A 15,248-nucleotide genomic window follows, 5' to 3' on the forward strand; every position below is an offset into this window, starting at 1 on the left:
TTCTGTTTATCGTCTGTTTTTCCTTTTAAAGCCGATTTTTATCCGTTATAAAGTCGGTCTTCACCCCATTCGGAGCCCTGAACGCCATGACCACCCTGCACAGCACACCTCGCGCCGATGGCTTCTACATGCCCGCCGAATGGGCTCCACAGACTCAAACCTGGATGATCTGGCCTGAGCGCCCGGACAACTGGCGCCTGGGTGGTAAGCCCGCGCAGGCCGCGCACGTGGCGGTGGCCAAGGCCATCGCGCGCTTTGAGCCGGTGACGGTGGGTGTGTCGGCCGGGCAATACGAAAACGCGCGCGCACGGTTGGACGTGCCGAATATTCGCGTGGTGGAAATGTCCAGCGATGACGCTTGGGTGCGCGACACCGGCCCGACCTTCGTGATCAACAACAGCGGCGAAGTGCGCGGCGTGAACTGGGATTTCAATGCTTGGGGCGGTTTCGACGGCGGCCTCTATGCGCCGTGGAACCGTGACTCGCAGGTGGGCGGCAAGATTCTCGAGATCGAACGTGCGCCGCGCTACCGCACCGAAGGCTTCGTGCTGGAAGGTGGCTCGATCCATGTGGACGGGGAAGGCACGTTGATCACCACCGAAGAATGCCTGTTGAACCGCAATCGCAACCCGCACCTTGATCGCGCGGCCATCGAAGCGGTGCTCAGCGCCAATCTGGCTGTGGATAAGATCATCTGGTTGCCGGACGGTCTGTTCAATGACGAAACCGATGGCCATGTGGATAACTTCTGCTGCTATGTGCGCCCGGGCGAAGTGCTGCTGGCGTGGACCGACGACCCGCAAGACCCGAACTACGCGCGCTGCCACGCTGCCATGGATGTGCTGCAAAGCAGCACTGACGCCCAGGGGCGCGCATTCATAGTGCATAAAATGCCGATCCCGGGGCCGCTGTATGCCACTGAAGAAGAGTGCGCGGGCGTCGACCCGGTGGACGGTAGCCAGGAACGTAACCCGAGCGTGCGGTTGGCCGGTTCCTACGTGAACTTCCTGATCGTCAACGGCGGCATCATCGCGCCAAGCTTCGACGACCCGCTGGACAGTCAGGCCAAGCAGATTCTGCAGAACCTGTTCCCGCAGCACGAAGTGGTGATGGTGCCGGGGCGCGAACTGTTACTGGGTGGCGGCAATATCCATTGCCTGACCCAACAACAGCCGGCACCGCACAAAAACTGAGTGCAGTTGTAACAGCGTCTTAGCAACAGCGCGGCGCTACCCCTTCATAGCGCTGATAGCAAGCCCGCGGCCCTGCACGGCCGCGGGCTTTTTTGTATCCGAATGCCTATAAATACGGGACATTGGCATAGCTCTTGTATCGGTGTGGTCACAGTGACTCGAGGCGATGACTGCGCAGTTCTGTCACAAACCTTGAGTAAGTTAGCCGCTCACGCAGTAGGAGAGAGCGCTGAAATGAATGCCGATATCAACCTGATCTACACGCGTCCGTTCCACCCCACGCGGGTCAACGGTGATGCGATCCATGCGTTGGCGCTCTGGTTGAAGGCAAACAGCTCGCGGCGGGTCAGGCACGCTGACTTGCGCCGTGTGATGAGTGAACGTTATCCGGCGGGGCTGTTCAGTGAGGATGAAGTGCGCGCGTTGTGTGAATTGTTGAAAAACTGAAGGGCACTGAGATCAGCGATGGCAGCGGGCTTGCCTGCGATGGCATCGCGGCCAAGCCCGCTCGTACATGAGGGTGTCAGGTTTTAGAAACTGTAGGTGCCCGTTACAACCAGGCTACGTGGCTCGCCCGGCTGGATCTGCGCCGCACTGGTGGCCGAAGCGTAATAGTGTTTGTCGGCAATATTGTTCAGCGCCGCGCGTAGGTCCCATTGCTTCTGGCGGAACCCGGCCAATGCGTCCCACCGCCCATAACCTGGCAGCGCCACGGAGTTGAGGTTGTCGGCGTAACGGTCACCCACCAGGGTCAGACCGGTTTCGGCATACCAGCCCATCTCGGGTTTCCAGGTGATAAACAGGCTGACATTGCGCTTGGCCACATCGCTGATGCGCTTGCCTTCAAAGCCATTGTTATCCTTCTCGACTTTGGCATCCTGCAGGCCGATGCCACCACGCACATACCAATTGCCGACGAGCTTGCCGGTGGCCGTCAGTTCCAAACCGCGCGAGCGTTGCATGCCTGTGAGCAGGGTGATGGTGCGGTCGAGCGGGTCGCTGGTGCGGCGGTTATAAAGCTCAAGCTCGTATACGGCGAGGGTGGTGCTCAGGCGGTCATCGAGCCAATCACTCTTCACGCCGATTTCCTTCTGTTTGGTCAGTTCGGGGCTCAGGTCGTTGACGCTGCCAGCGGCGTTGGGCGTGATACCGATCAGGCCACCGCCCGCGGGGGAGAAGGTTTTGCTCCACGAGGCATAAAACGAGTGATGTTCCAGCGGCGTCCATACCAGGCCGACGCGCGGGCTGGTGCTGCGGCTATCGACAGCTTGGCGGGTGTTGAGCACCTTGCTGGTGGTGTCCACTTCGAAATGGTCATACCGCAGGCCTGCCAGCAGTTGCCATTGATCGTTGAGGCGCAGTTGGTCTTGGACGTACACGGCGCGACTTTCGACTTCCGTGTGGTTGTAACTTGAAAGACTCATCGGCCCGTTGTGGCTCAGGTGGCGGTTGGGCTGGTTGAGATCCAGGCTCGGCACGGCTTGGCCGCCACGGTTGACGGCGGTGGCGGTATACAGCTTCGGGTCGCGGCGCTGGCTGCCCAGCTCCAGGCCGGTGAGCAGGCGGTGCTCCAGGCCGAAGGTATCGAAAGCGCCTTCCAGCTCGAGGTTGTTGAAAACGTTGCGGGTGGTCAAATCCTGCTGCCAGCGCTGGCGCGTGACCCTGTTGGTTTTCGGGTCGTAGCCGGTCTGGTAGGTGTTGTCGAAATCGCTGTCGAGCTTGAACACGCCCAAGGTGTGGCGCAGTTGCCAGTTGGCGTTGAGTTCATAAGCGAGCCTGGAGCGCAGGGACTGAGACTTGTCGTCGATGTAATCGCGGCTATCAAAATAGGTGGCGCTACGGCTCACGTCTGCCGGGCGCCCGTTGACCCCAGGAATACCGCGGTCCGGCGTGCGGTTGTAGCGGCTGTATTCGTATTGCACCAACCAATTGAGGTCGGGCGTCAGTTGCCAGCTCATCGACGGCGCAAACAGCTGGCGATTGCCACTGACGCCGTCGCGGAAACTGTTGTTGTCCTGGTTGCCCATGTTCAGGCGCAGGCTGATGTCGTCGGTGGGGTCGGTGCTGAGGTCGGCATACAGGCTGCGCAAATCATCGCTGCCGCCCTGGGCTTCGATGCTGGAGGTGTGACCCGTGGTGGGCAATTTGCTCACGCGGTTGACGATCCCGCCCTGACCGCCGCGCCCGTACAGCACGGCTGCCGGGCCTTTGAGCACCTCAATGCGTTCGATGTTATGCAGGTCGCGCACGTACTGGCTGTCGTCGCGAATGCCGTCCAGGTAGAAGTCGTTGCTTGCGTCGAAACCACGAATGCGCAGGCTGTCAAAGCGCGTGTCGGCGCCGCTGCTCACGTTGGGAATGCCGCTTAACGCCTGGCCCAGATCGTTGATGCCGTAGGCGCGCAGGGTTTCGGTTTTTACCGAATCGATGGCCTGCGGCACATAACGCACAGACGTGGCAGTGCGGGTGGCGGTGTGGGTCTCTTTGAGGCGTGGGTCGTCTTCGTCAACTTCGGTGCTGATCGAGGTTTCCGGCAAAATCGTTGCGGCGCACGCAAAACCAGCAGACAGCAGAGCAGAAAGCCCAAGGGTGATGGGCGTCAGGCGAGAGACAGGCATGAAGGAATCTATCCAAAAAGTTCGGGAAGGAATGTGCGCGTTAATGGTAATGCTTTGCATTTGCGCGCGTTATGCATTCCCAAAGATGTAGGCTCTGGAAAGTGTTACTCGATGTGTTTTTTTTGCGGTTTTGAGTGATTTTCTGTCTTTCATGCAGGCGCTGTAGGCCGTTGCTTAGAATTATTTCGCCTAAATACAGACGATTCACGAAATTGACACATAGTTCAACGCGCGCATAGGATTGCGCCCAACGCCTGTGGCTAACCGCCATGACTTATCCAATAAAAAAAGGCCCGCGGCAGTTCAGTCGTCCGCGGGCTTTGTTTTTTCCGGAAAAATTCGACACCAGAAAAGCGACACGGAGCCTGGTGTCACAGCGCGTACTCAACCAGTAATAAGGAATATAAGAAATGTTGAAGCAACGGATGGGCCTGATCGCTCTGGGGATTTTGAGCGCTACTCAGGCAATGGCAAACGACCAGGAGCAATCCAAGGGTTTTGTTGACGACAGCCACCTGAACATCGCAGCCCGTAATGCCTACATCAGCCGTGACTACAAAAACGGCAAGCAAGACAAAGCCGAGTGGGGCCAGGGCTTCATCGGTAAGTTCGAATCCGGCTTCACCCAAGGCACCGTCGGTGTGGGTGTGGACGTGATCGGCCAATACGCCATTCGCCTGGATGGTGGCCGAGGCCGCGCTGGCGCGGGCGGTATCGACTTCTTTAAAGAAGGCGCAGCCACCACGCGCGCGGATGGCACCGCTCGCAACGGCGCACCGGCCGACGATTTGGCCAAGGGCGGCGCAGCCGTCAAATTCCGGGTTTCCAACACTGTGCTGAAGTACGGTGATCAGTTCCCGGCAGTCCCTGTTCTGCAGTACGACAACTCCCGCCTGTTGTCGGAAACCTACACGGGTACCTCGATCGTTTCCAAAGAGATCGCCGGCCTGCAACTGGACGCTGGTCACTTCACCAAGGAAGCGCGCAAGAGCGCCGAAGGCACCGACAGCGGTCGCCTGAAAAGCATTGATTACATCGGTGGTAGCTACAAATTCACCGAAAGCCTGTCGGCCGCGCTGTACGCCTCCGACATGCAAGACGTGCTGAAGAAGCAATACGTCAACGTCAACTACGTACTGGCCCTGCCAGAGAAGCAATCGTTGACCTTTGACTTCAACGGCTACAAAACCAAGCTGGACAAGAGCTTCGCCCTGGAAAACCAAGGTGACGCCGACGCTCGCGACAACAAAATCTGGAGCCTGGGCGCGACCTGGGCGGTTGGCCCGCACAGCTTCACCGTTGCTCACCAGCGCAGCACCGGCGACACCGGTTATCTGTACGGCGGCTACCGCAACGCTGGCGGCATCGGCGATGGCGGTAACACCATCTTGCTGGCCAACTCCTACTGGTCCGACTTCAACGGTAAGGACGAGCGCTCCTGGCAAGCAGGCTACGGCCTGGACTTCAGCGCCTTCGGCGTGCCTGGCTTGACCTACAATATTGCTTACGTGCGCGGCACCAACATTGACGACGGTTCCAACCGCGGCAGTGGCACCGAGCGTGAAATCTTCAACCAGTTCAAATACGTCGTTCAAAGCGGCCCAGCCAAAGACCTGAGCCTGCGCGCTCGTGCGTCCTGGTTGCGCGTCTCCAGCAACGCCAGCAACTACAACGTAGGCGGTAACGAAATCCGTCTGTTCGCCGACTACCCGATCAACGTTTTCTAATTGATTTGGCGTCGCGTCTGATTTCAGGCGATAAAAAACCCCGACTGGTTCGGGGTTTTTTTATGCCTGTACTTCAGTCTGGGCGGCTGTGCAAAATTTTGCGGGCGAGGGAGGCATTCAGGTAGTTGAGCATCATCGCCAACCCTTCGTAGGGCTCGATTTTCTGGTTATCGATGCACAGTTGCGCCATCTGCAGCAGCACTTGGCGTTTCTTCTTGTTAACCCTTGCTCCGGGTACGCCGAACGCGGTTTTACGTCGCTCGGGTAATGGCGCTTCGGGCGTCAGTTCTACCGTGACCCACACGCCTTGGGAAAATTGCAGGCTGACATCGGCGATGTGTTCGATGGGCAAGGGGTGCGTCAGGTTGGCGAACACAAAATGCTCCGGCGTCAGACGCAGCGCGGTTTGCGGTGCGCGCTTGAAGCGGCGGATGCCCATCCATAAAAAGATCAGCGCGATGCTGCCGATCGCCGCGCCCGCACCCACGGCCGATAGCGGGGTGCCTTTAAATTTTTCCGGGGAAAGCCAGGGCCGACTCATGATGGCCAACCCCAGCAACACAAACGGCACTGCCAACACCGCCATCAGCGTGCCGCGCCACCGGCCGCCTTCATGCAGCGAGCATTCGCCTGTGGTGGACGTGACCATGCTTTCCAACAGCTCGGTTTGCTCAGTGTTTTCGGCCTCTGCCAGCGCATTCAGATCGCGGGAAAGTTGTACTCGCACGCTAAGCGGCGCGCTGAAACACGCATCGATCTGCGCATTCGCAGCGTCTACATCCACCGCACGCGTGGCGCGGTGCACGGCGTCTTCCACCTGCACTTGTAAGGCTTGCAAGCGTTCGCCATTTGAGGGATGAGAGTCGGTCGGGTGGGGTTGGTGAATGTCCAGCGCTTCGGGCGGCAGCTGCAAGGGTGTGTCGCGCAATGCGGTCAGCACCGCGCCGGGCAAGTCATCCTCTGTGGCCGTGTCACAGAGCGTCAGCAAAGCCTGCTCGATGTGGGCATGCAGTACCGAGATTCGCAACAACGCCGAGGCCGCCGCCGCATTGCCCACCAATCGCGCGCCGGCAGCGTCCGCCAGTAACTCGCGTTCTCGGCTCCAGTGATTCACTGCGTGATCGAACCGCTGCATGAAAAACAGGCCGAACATGAACGAAGGGCGCATGAGCCAACCCTGGATCAGGTCGCTGGCCTGCATGGTTTCCAGCAGTGCCCGCAGGCTGCGGTCGACGCCGTCGTAGATCGGCAGAAAATGCAGGCTGTACTCGGTGTCCTCACCCACAAAGTGCGCCAGCTCGTGGCCGATCACCGCGCCGATTTCTTCGCGGTTCAGCAGGCCCAGGTGCAGCAACGGCACATGCAGGGTGCGCCCGCTCAATCGCGTTTCGGCGGGCATTACATTGGCTTCGCTGGAGGTCACGTAAAAGCCCTGGGCCAGGCTCACCACAATATGGTCCGGCGCCAATGCACCCAGTTGGCCGGCCAGTTCGCGTACGTGGCGCCATAACTCGGGTGCCTGCTGCGGTGTAACGACCTGCCCGAACATCTGCAACGGTTCGGGCTGGAACATCCCCAACATGTTGCGCAGTTGTTTAAGCAGCGACCAGATTGAATACACACTGAAGGCGGCCAACACACCCAGTGTTGCCATCAACTTGACTTCGCCGCTGCCCAGGCGCCCCACATGCCACATCGCCAGGCCTTCATAAATCAGCACCAACGCCAACGTCGCGGCCATTGCCACCACATGGCTCACCAGCCCGTAGGGCAACAGCCGGCTGCCCAGGGAGAACACCTGCAGCAATTTCTCCCGCGACTGCTGCGCGCGTTGCCCTGCCCACTGGGTGCCGGCCAGCGCGGCCAGGCCGATGCACGCCGCGAGCAACCCCAGGCCGATCACCCACGGTGCCAGTTCGCGCAGGGCGCGGTTTACGCGATGAGCAGTCGGCAGCTCGGCTTCAACGTTATCCAGGCGTGAGAGCGCCAGTTGCACGCTGATTTTCTCTTTGCCCAGGTCGACCAGCGCCGCTGGATTTCGCGCCGCCAGCGCCTGCAACTGCTGTTTGGCAGCGTTCACCTTGGCGCTGTAAACGATGATGTCCGTGGTCGCCTCGGCGGCACGCTGGCGCTCCCAGCCACCGAGGGCGGCGAGCAATAGCGGGAAAATGACGAGCAGGCAGATCAGTTTCAGGGCGTTCATGGGAGTCCGTTCACGACGCAGAGGTGTCGGTTATACCGAAAAAAGCGTCAGGCGAGTTACATGAAGGTATTACCTCATGCATCTGTTACACCGCATCCCTAATGAAGTGCTCCAGCCCACCTTTATCCCTATCAGGCGTGCCCGCCCATCACCTCGACGGCCGGCTACTGGAGCCACTGCCATGCCCTTTGTCAGCCTGCGCATCACCCGCGATAGCGCCCCGGCCACCACATTCACACCCTATTGCCCAGCATGGCAGGGCGACTCCAACACCTTCACCGCCTTTACCATCACCAAGGGGTGACGCCTGGGGAGGTTAATACGGGCGGATTTGTTGCAGTTATTGGTGAGACTCCCCTATCGAGTGAGAGCTACCACGTTCGTTGGTTCAACGACTGCCTGGCGCTTTTGGCGCCTGCCTCAAAATCGGGTTCTCAGGCTCGGTTGCTGAGTTCGAAGCCGAGCGTCAGTCGTGTCGAAAGCCAGAGATTCCCAGGCAACAGGCCGCGAGGTCCAAACCATCACGGCATGAACTGCTCTACGCCATTGTTGCAGCGCTTTCCTGGTATCGGGACTTTCGATGCACATAGTTCAGTGCAGGTTTCTCGATAAACAGCCACGACAAGGTGGCCAGCACGATCACAACTGCCGCAGTTGCCAGCATTGAAGCGTAGAAGCTCAGTGCCGTCGTATTGATCATGAGTTGCTGCACGGGGAAGGCGTAGAGATACATCCCATACGAAATATCGAATCGAGATTTAATGATTCGGTCTTTGCACAACGTCCCAAGTGACAGCACCAGAAGACTTACCCCGATACTTGCAAACACCATAACCAACGGTGTGTTCAGGGAGACCAGAATAAGTGCTGCCGACAGAATGCCGATCAATAGTTTCGCTTTCGCGCTGCTGAATGCAGCTCGATAGAAATACAGCGAAGACCCTACGAAGAATGCAATCCCAACGGTTGAGTACACCAGTAGCTTCGGCGCCATCGGGTGTGCTGACGTGCTGCATAGGTAGGTGGTTATGCAAAAGGCAAGTGCGATGATCAGCGGCACGGCTGCCCTGCGCAATACCAGTAGCGCCAACGCGAGCAGCACGTAGCAGCCAAACTCAATTTTCAGCGACCACAAGCTTCCGTTGAACGAATCTTTAAATATGAAGGTGCTGGTAATGTCGCCTATGTCCGCGCGGCCAAACGCCGACACTTTCAAAAAGTCTGTCAAAGACTCCAGGCTGAATGCATAGCCCCAACCGTTTTTGCTGAATGCAGGCCCGCAGAGGTACACCATCACAAATGCACAGGCGATCAAGGCAGGAAAAATTCGCGCGATTCGCTTCTCCATGTAGTGGTAGAAGCTGCGAGTATTTAGAAAGCTTTGAGTGATGAGGAAGCCGGATATGGCGAAGAATGCCAATACGGCAATCGCCCCTAACGAGTTGTAGCCCTGCAACATGGGTTCTTGCTGGCCGGAAAGTACGTAGTGGTGGCTTACAAGAACTGCCAGCGCCGCTAGGTGCCTGATCAGGTCGAATGAATTGTCGCGATTAATCACGCACCGCTCCGTTGGTAATTGAATGATGAAATGTGTGCATGACGGGCCGCTCAAGTGCAGCGTTCCTTGCCGTGGCGCATTCTCCATCAATCATTCGGTAGGGCAAAGTCGTTTTTCAGCCGGACCAAAAGCTATTGATAGGGGTGAGGCCTCAGCCAAGGGCGAGGGCACGAATGAGCGCAGAGACGAACGACATCACAGTCGATGTGGCCAGCTGTGTGTGTAGCGAGGGCGCTGATGCTTACGCCAGAAACAACAAAGCCCTCACATTGCTGTGAGGGCTTCGTCTTATATGGTGCCGGCACCAGGAGTCGAACCCGGGACCTACTGATTACAAGTCAGTTGCTCTACCAACTGAGCTATACCGGCGTGTTAGGGCGACGATTATAGCGATTGGCAAGCATCTGTAAACCCCTGAATTCTGACTATTTTTGCAGAGGCGAAGGTTTTTTTGCGATCACTGCTTTTTCGTCGTCTGCGGGGCCTCAAATCAGCCTCAATTTCCGTCCCCGCAAGTGTCGGTAAATTTCATGTACTCCAACACCTGTGTCCGGCCTTTCGAATCCAGGTAGGTCATTCGTGCATTCACTACGCCGCAGCCTGAGCGGGCGTCTTCGGTGGTTGACAATGCGCGCTGAATGTCCGGCTTTTGGCTTGCGTCGATATGAGCGCCGAAGGTCAAGGCAAGCAGGCCTAAGGCGACGCAGTGTTTCCAGTTGTGCGGGGTCATGGTGCTGTCCTCTGGGGCGTCAATGGTGGGCTGAGGTCATTGAATGCCTTGCAGGTATCTGGGCTGTGTCTCGCAGCTTTGGTTTTGTCTCGTTATGTGTTGGCCTGACGTTTATGTGCTCGCTGATACGAAAGAGGTTTGAGAGCGTTTGACATGAAATAAAAAATGATCAAAAAACACACAAATAATTTTTAGTTAGTTGATTTAAAAAGAAATATGTAGATATTGGCTTAAAGCCATAAAAATGGCGCCATGCCGCTCATCTGAAAAAAAATTGTTACAAACACCAAAATACTGACACCATCAGTGTGATATCACACAATGCGCGCCTTAATTGATCGGCGATTAGAACGGGAGGAGCAGTCAGTGGGGCGTGCAGATCACATTTCAAAACTTTACACCGCGCTGGCTGAACCCTCTTTGCGCGAGCCCTCGGTGGCCGAGCCTTTACAGCGTTTGCTGGATCAATTGAACCAAGGGACGGCCGCCTCTGTTCCCCCACCCCAAGTAGTAGAAAGCCCGGGCGGCGAGGTGTATTCGCACGCCTCGGTGCCCAAGGTGGTGGTTGTGGTTTCTGCTACCGGCGGCGTGGGGCGCAGCACGTTGGCCGCCGCGCTTGCCAGCGGTTTGCAGCGTCAGGGGCATCCAGCGCTGGCGCTGGACCTGGACCCGCAAGACGCGCTGCGTCATCACTTGTGCCCGGGGTTTGATCTGCCAGGCCTTGGGGCGACCAGCTTGCTCAATCAAACCTGGCAAGCCTTGCCCAAAAGAGGGTTTGCCGGGTGCCGGCTGGTCAGCTTTGGTGAAACCGACGCCGTGCAGCAACAAAGCCTGAATCGTTGGCTGGGGCAGGATCTCGAATTTCTCGGCAAGCGTTTGGCCGGCCTCGGGCTCAATTGCCAGGACACGGTGGTCATCGACGTCCCTGCGGGCAACACGGTGTATCTCGGCCAGGCAATGTCGGTGGCGGATGCGGTGCTGGTGGTGGTTCAGCCGGACGCGGCTTCGTTTCGCCGATTGGCCAAGATGGACGAAGTACTCGCGCCCTACCTTGCAAGTGAATCGCCGCCTCAACGGTTTTACGTGATCAATCAGGTGGACGGCGGTCACGCGTTCAGCCAGGACATGGCGGGCGTTTTCAAATTGCGCCTGGGTGATGCCGTGTTGGGCACGGTTCAACGCGATCCCTCGTTCAGCGAGGCGCAGGCTTACGGGCGAGACCCGCTCGACCCCGTGCTTGATAGCGCCGGATGCCAAGACGTGAATGCGCTGTGTCGGGCGTTGAGCGCGAGAATGCGCTAAAGGCGAACGGCCATTTATTTGACTATTTACCGTTTGTCTAAAAAACACCCAGTCAAAACATCAAAATAATGACACTTCGCCACACCTGTCACAGAATGCGTCACTAAGACGCCAATAATAAGACCTGCGGTAAGTGCCTGCTTGCCGAACTTCACGTCTTTACGATGCGTCGTGAGGAGTAGGCCATGAGCCTGAGTGAAGAGCTTTTGACGTTGTTCGGCAAAAACGTCACCCACGATGCCCAAGGCATCAATGCGCGCATGCACTTTTTCGGCAGCGTGCCTGCTGACCCATCCCCCCACGCACACGCTCACGCCGTTGATCTGGCAGCACTGCGCCCGAAAATCGTCGCGCTGGTGTCGATGAATGGGGGTGTCGGCCGAAGCACCTTGGCCACAGCCCTGAGCAGCGGCCTGCAGCGTCATGGCGAATCAGTAGTGGCGCTGGACCTGGACCCGCAGAACGCCTTGCACCATCACTTTGGCGTCAGTGCGGCGCTTCCCGGTATCGGCCGCACCAGCCTGGAGCATGGGCAGTGGAGCCCGTTGCAACAGCTCGGTTTCGCCGGTTGCCAAGTGCTTACCTTTGGCGATATCGATGTTCAGCAGCAGGAAAATCTCGAGCGCTGGCTCAAACACGAGCCGACCTGGCTGGCTCAACGTCTCCTATCGCTGGGCCTGAGCGAGCGGCAAACGGTGATCATCGATACGCCAGCTGGCAACAACGTCTACTTTCATCAAGCGCTGAACGTTGCCGACGTGGTGTTGGTGATTGTGCAGGCGGATGCCGCGTGCCTTGGCACGCTCGATCACTTGGATGTATTGCTTGCGCCGCACCTTGCCGGTGAACGCCCGCCTGCCGTGCATGTGGTGGTCAATCAGGTGGATGAGAGCAATGCTTTCAGCCTGGACATGGTTGAGGCCTTCAAACAGCACCTCGGCAAGGCTCCGCTGGAGGTTCACCGTGACATGGCGATCAACGAGGCGCTGGCGTTTGCTGCCGACCCGTTGGATAACGTTGCGAAACACCTGGCCAGCGACGATATCAACGAAATTTGCCAGCTGTTGAAGGCGCCCAAAAGAACGGCTTAAGCGTGGTTTATACGCGTTACGCCAGATGCTTATGCACAATCGGTTGGTCGTGCGTGTCACGAAACAGCCATTTTGCGGAGCCGTTCTCAACACGCTGCAACTGCCTGTTTTGCGTGCACTTTATAATGTGAACAAAAAATGACCAGCTTGGCTTTTGGCCTGTAGCGCTGATAGTTACAGCGCTCGTAAAGAATTCATCAACAGACTTATCCACAGGGCGCGTGTAGGAAATTTGCCCCTTAATCGCGCTCAGCCACCACCATCAAATTGCGCGGGGTCAGCGTGGCGTCGCAGAAGCTGCCTATCTCAACGTTATAGCCCTGTTCGAGCAGAAAAAGTGCCCGGTCCAGCACCAGCCACATTTCCAATGGGCGCCGAAACAACCCACGGACCAACTCCAGGTTTCTGACCTCGGCCAGCCGGCGCCAGCCCTGCGCTTCCAGCGCCTGCCAATCCTGTTCACCTGTGGATAAGCCCTTTAGGCTCGCCAGCGCTTGGCAATAGTCTGCGAAAGGTTGATCCAGCCAGCGGGCGGGCAAGGAAGGCGTGGGCAAATAGTCGTCGCAGCCACGCAATTGCCGCTGTAACTGATCGAAGCCCAGGCGTCGGGCCATGGAGATATCCCGTTGCTGGCGTACGCGGTTGCCGGCAGTCACGGTTTCGCTCAACGGCAGGCCCAGGTCATCAATCGACAGCCGCAATTGCGACGCGCGTGCGGTGCCGGATACGGCTTGATAGCTGTCAGCGTTGATGCGGTTGTAACAGCAGGGCGCCAGTGCCAGCTGCTTGCAACCGGCCGCGCTGGCCAGTTGCAGCAGGCGCACGTGCAGGTCGCCGCAGGCATGCAGGGCGACGGGTGTGTGTTCGGGGCTGAGTGCCACCTGGGCCATCACGTCTTGCAGGCGATGAGTGACGGGCAAGCGGTGGTGATCGCTTAATGCCTGGCCGGAGGCAATCAGCGCCGGGTCGTATTCCAGGCATGTCAACTGCTGGCCGGGTTGCAGCAGGCGGCGGCCAAGATGGCCTTTGCCGGCGCACCAGTCCAGCCAATGGCCGGGCGTGTGAGTGAAATTGAGTGCGGCACCGAAGGCTTCGATCTGTTGCCACTTGCGACCCGGTACGTCGACATTCAGTCGATGACGCGCCGGCTCCAGCGCCTGTGTCGGTAACCTGTCCACAGCACTGAGCTGCAGCGCCTGTTCGGCCAGCTGTGGAAAAGGCGCGGGCGCCGGCAGCGCGTGAGGCCAGTTGTGACAGCTTTCGGCATCGGCCAAAGTGCGCTGGCGTAACCACTGGCCAAGCTCGGGATACTCGCATTCCCAGGGTAATTGCAGATGCGTGAAAGGCCGTGGTCGCCACAGCCCTTGGTGCTCGATCAGGAACGCATCCAGCGCCGCGAAGCGCGCCTCAACGTCCCTGGCAAGCATCGACGCGCAACCAGCGTTCGAGCAGTTTGAAGCCGCGTACCAGGATGTAGGAAATCAGCAGGTAGAACACGCCGGCGGTGAAGAACATCTCAACCGTCAGGTAGTTGCGCGCAATGATGGTCCTGGCCATGCCGGTCAGTTCCAGCAAGGTCACTGTGCTCGCGAGGGAGCTTGCCTTGAGCATCAAAATGACTTCGTTGCTGTAGGCCGGCAGGCCGATGCGGGCCGCACGCGGCAGGATGATATAGAACAGCGTTTTCGGCTTGGACATGCCCAGCGCGCGAGCTGCTTCGATTTCGCCCGGCGGGATAGCCTGGATGGCGCCGCGCAGGATTTCGGCGATATAAGCCGCCGTGTGCAGGGTCATGGTGGCCGTGGCACACCAGAAAGGGTCGCGCAGATACGTCCACATGAAGCTTGCGCGCACGGCATCGAATTGGGCCAGGCCGTAATAGACCAGGAACAACTGCACCAGCAACGGGGTGCCGCGAAAAAAGAAGATATACGCGTAGGGCAGCGAGCGCACATACCAGCGCTTGGATGAGCGAGCGATGCCCAGCGGGATCGCCAGGATCAGCCCGAGAATCACGGCAATGCCAACCAGTTCCAGGGTCAGAATGGCGCCCTGGATAAACTTCGGCAGCCACTTATAGATGACTTCCCATTCCATTACGTCGTCCTCACGAAGCCGCGGGCGGCGCGTTTTTCCAGCACGTGCATAGCGACCATCGACAGCGACGTCAGGCCCAGGTAAATGAACGCGGCGACCAGATAGAAGGTGAACGGCTGTTTGGTGACGGTGACCGCGATCTGGGCGTGGCGCATGATTTCTTCCAGGCCGATAACCGTGACCAGCGCGGTGTCTTTCATCAGGATCAGGAACAGATTGCCCAGGCCCGGCAGGGCGATGCGCCACATCTGCGGCATGATCAGGCGCGTGAAGATGCGAAACTTCGACAGGCCCAATGCGACGCCGGCTTCGCGATGGCCCTTGGGAATAGCGATGATCGCGCCACGTAACACCTCGGTGGCGTAGGCCCCGAAACACAGGCCCAAGGCGATCACGCCGGCCGCGAACGCGCTGAGCGACAGGTCGGGAATGTCGAGCATTTCACCCAGGCTGCGCATCGCGTTGATCGTGCCGAAATAAATCAGCAACACCCACAACAGTTCCGGCACGCCGCGAACGATGGTCGAGTAAACGCCGCCAAGCCATTGCAACGGCTTGTAGGGCGATGTCTTGGCCAAGGCGCCGGCAAGGCCCAGCACCAGCCCCAGGCATAAAGCCGTGAGCGCCAGTTTGACGGTCATCAGCGCGCCGGCGGCGAGCGCCGGGCCGAATCCGTAGAGATCGAAATTCATGGTGTTTTCATATCGCGGCAGGCATTGCTAAAAGCCG

Annotated in this window: 13 protein-coding genes and 1 tRNA gene; 6 read left to right on the forward strand and 8 right to left on the reverse strand. The window is 58.5% G+C overall.

What is annotated here, in order from left to right:
• The first annotated feature begins 86 nt into the window (after positions 1 to 86).
• Both aguA and L8K08_RS16325 read left to right on the forward strand, forming a co-directional pair.
• On the forward strand, positions 87 to 1,193 hold the full coding sequence (gene aguA / locus L8K08_RS16320; RefSeq protein ID WP_145159841.1) for an agmatine deiminase: 1,107 nt from the start codon (positions 87 to 89) through the stop codon (positions 1,191 to 1,193).
• 234 nt (positions 1,194 to 1,427) lie between these two features.
• Positions 1,428 to 1,640 (forward strand): hypothetical protein, encoded by a 213-nt coding sequence (locus L8K08_RS16325; protein WP_145159843.1) that lies wholly within the window; start codon positions 1,428 to 1,430, stop codon positions 1,638 to 1,640.
• Positions 1,641 to 1,723: 83 nt separating this feature from the next.
• Here the strand turns inward: L8K08_RS16325 and L8K08_RS16330 are convergent, their stop codons facing one another.
• Positions 1,724 to 3,811, reverse strand: coding sequence for a TonB-dependent siderophore receptor (locus L8K08_RS16330; protein ID WP_242198703.1), 2,088 nt, complete (start codon positions 3,809 to 3,811; stop codon positions 1,724 to 1,726).
• Positions 3,812 to 4,221: 410 nt separating this feature from the next.
• Here L8K08_RS16330 and L8K08_RS16335 point away from each other — a divergent pair, with 410 nt between their 5' ends.
• A complete protein-coding gene (locus L8K08_RS16335) occupies positions 4,222 to 5,538 on the forward strand; it encodes an OprD family porin (RefSeq protein ID WP_242198706.1) in 1,317 nt (438 codons plus the stop codon).
• Between the two features lie 73 nt (positions 5,539 to 5,611).
• On the opposite strand, the gene L8K08_RS16340 is transcribed toward L8K08_RS16335, so the two are convergent.
• Positions 5,612 to 7,741, reverse strand: a complete 2,130-nt coding sequence (locus L8K08_RS16340; protein WP_242198709.1) for a M48 family metallopeptidase — start codon at positions 7,739 to 7,741, stop codon at positions 5,612 to 5,614.
• Between the two features lie 181 nt (positions 7,742 to 7,922).
• On the opposite strand from L8K08_RS16340, the gene L8K08_RS30290 reads away from it, so the two are divergent.
• Positions 7,923 to 8,045 (forward strand): hypothetical protein, encoded by a 123-nt coding sequence (locus tag L8K08_RS30290; protein ID WP_262208080.1) that lies wholly within the window; start codon positions 7,923 to 7,925, stop codon positions 8,043 to 8,045.
• A gap of 234 nt (positions 8,046 to 8,279) precedes the next feature.
• Here the strand turns inward: L8K08_RS30290 and L8K08_RS16345 are convergent, their stop codons facing one another.
• The 3 genes from L8K08_RS16345 to L8K08_RS16355 form a co-directional block, all read right to left on the reverse strand.
• Positions 8,280 to 9,299, reverse strand: coding sequence for an acyltransferase (locus L8K08_RS16345; RefSeq protein ID WP_242198712.1), 1,020 nt, complete (start codon positions 9,297 to 9,299; stop codon positions 8,280 to 8,282).
• Positions 9,300 to 9,592: 293 nt separating this feature from the next.
• Positions 9,593 to 9,668 (reverse strand) — tRNA-Thr (locus L8K08_RS16350).
• A gap of 127 nt (positions 9,669 to 9,795) precedes the next feature.
• Entirely contained in the window at positions 9,796 to 10,029 is a 234-nt protein-coding gene (locus tag L8K08_RS16355; protein ID WP_242198714.1) for a DUF2790 domain-containing protein, read from the reverse strand.
• A gap of 321 nt (positions 10,030 to 10,350) precedes the next feature.
• On the opposite strand from L8K08_RS16355, the gene bcsQ (L8K08_RS16360) reads away from it, so the two are divergent.
• Positions 10,351 to 11,331 (forward strand): cellulose biosynthesis protein BcsQ, encoded by a 981-nt coding sequence (bcsQ, locus tag L8K08_RS16360; protein ID WP_242198715.1) that lies wholly within the window; start codon positions 10,351 to 10,353, stop codon positions 11,329 to 11,331.
• Positions 11,332 to 11,516: 185 nt separating this feature from the next.
• Positions 11,517 to 12,422 carry a cellulose biosynthesis protein BcsQ gene (bcsQ, locus tag L8K08_RS16365; protein WP_242198717.1) on the forward strand — a complete coding sequence of 302 codons (906 nt, stop codon included), beginning with the start codon at positions 11,517 to 11,519 and terminating at the stop codon, positions 12,420 to 12,422.
• 239 nt (positions 12,423 to 12,661) lie between these two features.
• Here the strand turns inward: bcsQ (L8K08_RS16365) and L8K08_RS16370 are convergent, their stop codons facing one another.
• From L8K08_RS16370 to L8K08_RS16380, 3 genes are read right to left on the reverse strand one after another with little or no spacing between them, the layout of a single operon-like run.
• Positions 12,662 to 13,849 (reverse strand): methyltransferase, encoded by a 1,188-nt coding sequence (locus tag L8K08_RS16370; RefSeq protein WP_242198719.1) that lies wholly within the window; start codon positions 13,847 to 13,849, stop codon positions 12,662 to 12,664.
• On the reverse strand, positions 13,830 to 14,519 hold the full coding sequence (locus L8K08_RS16375) for an ABC transporter permease (RefSeq protein WP_106577455.1): 690 nt from the start codon (positions 14,517 to 14,519) through the stop codon (positions 13,830 to 13,832). Before L8K08_RS16375 ends, L8K08_RS16370 begins: the two co-directional genes overlap by 20 nt.
• The gene (locus tag L8K08_RS16380) at positions 14,519 to 15,211 is read right to left on the reverse strand and encodes an ABC transporter permease (protein WP_119738133.1); all 693 of its coding nucleotides are present in this window, start codon (positions 15,209 to 15,211) and stop codon (positions 14,519 to 14,521) included. The genes L8K08_RS16375 and L8K08_RS16380 overlap by 1 nt, the downstream gene beginning before the upstream one ends.
• Positions 15,212 to 15,248: the final 37 nt, after the last annotated feature.

The sequence above is a fragment of the Pseudomonas sp. TREG-RG-20F-10-E-6-01 genome (genome assembly GCF_022662455.1).
Taxonomy (GTDB): Bacteria; Pseudomonadota; Gammaproteobacteria; order Pseudomonadales; family Pseudomonadaceae; genus Aquipseudomonas.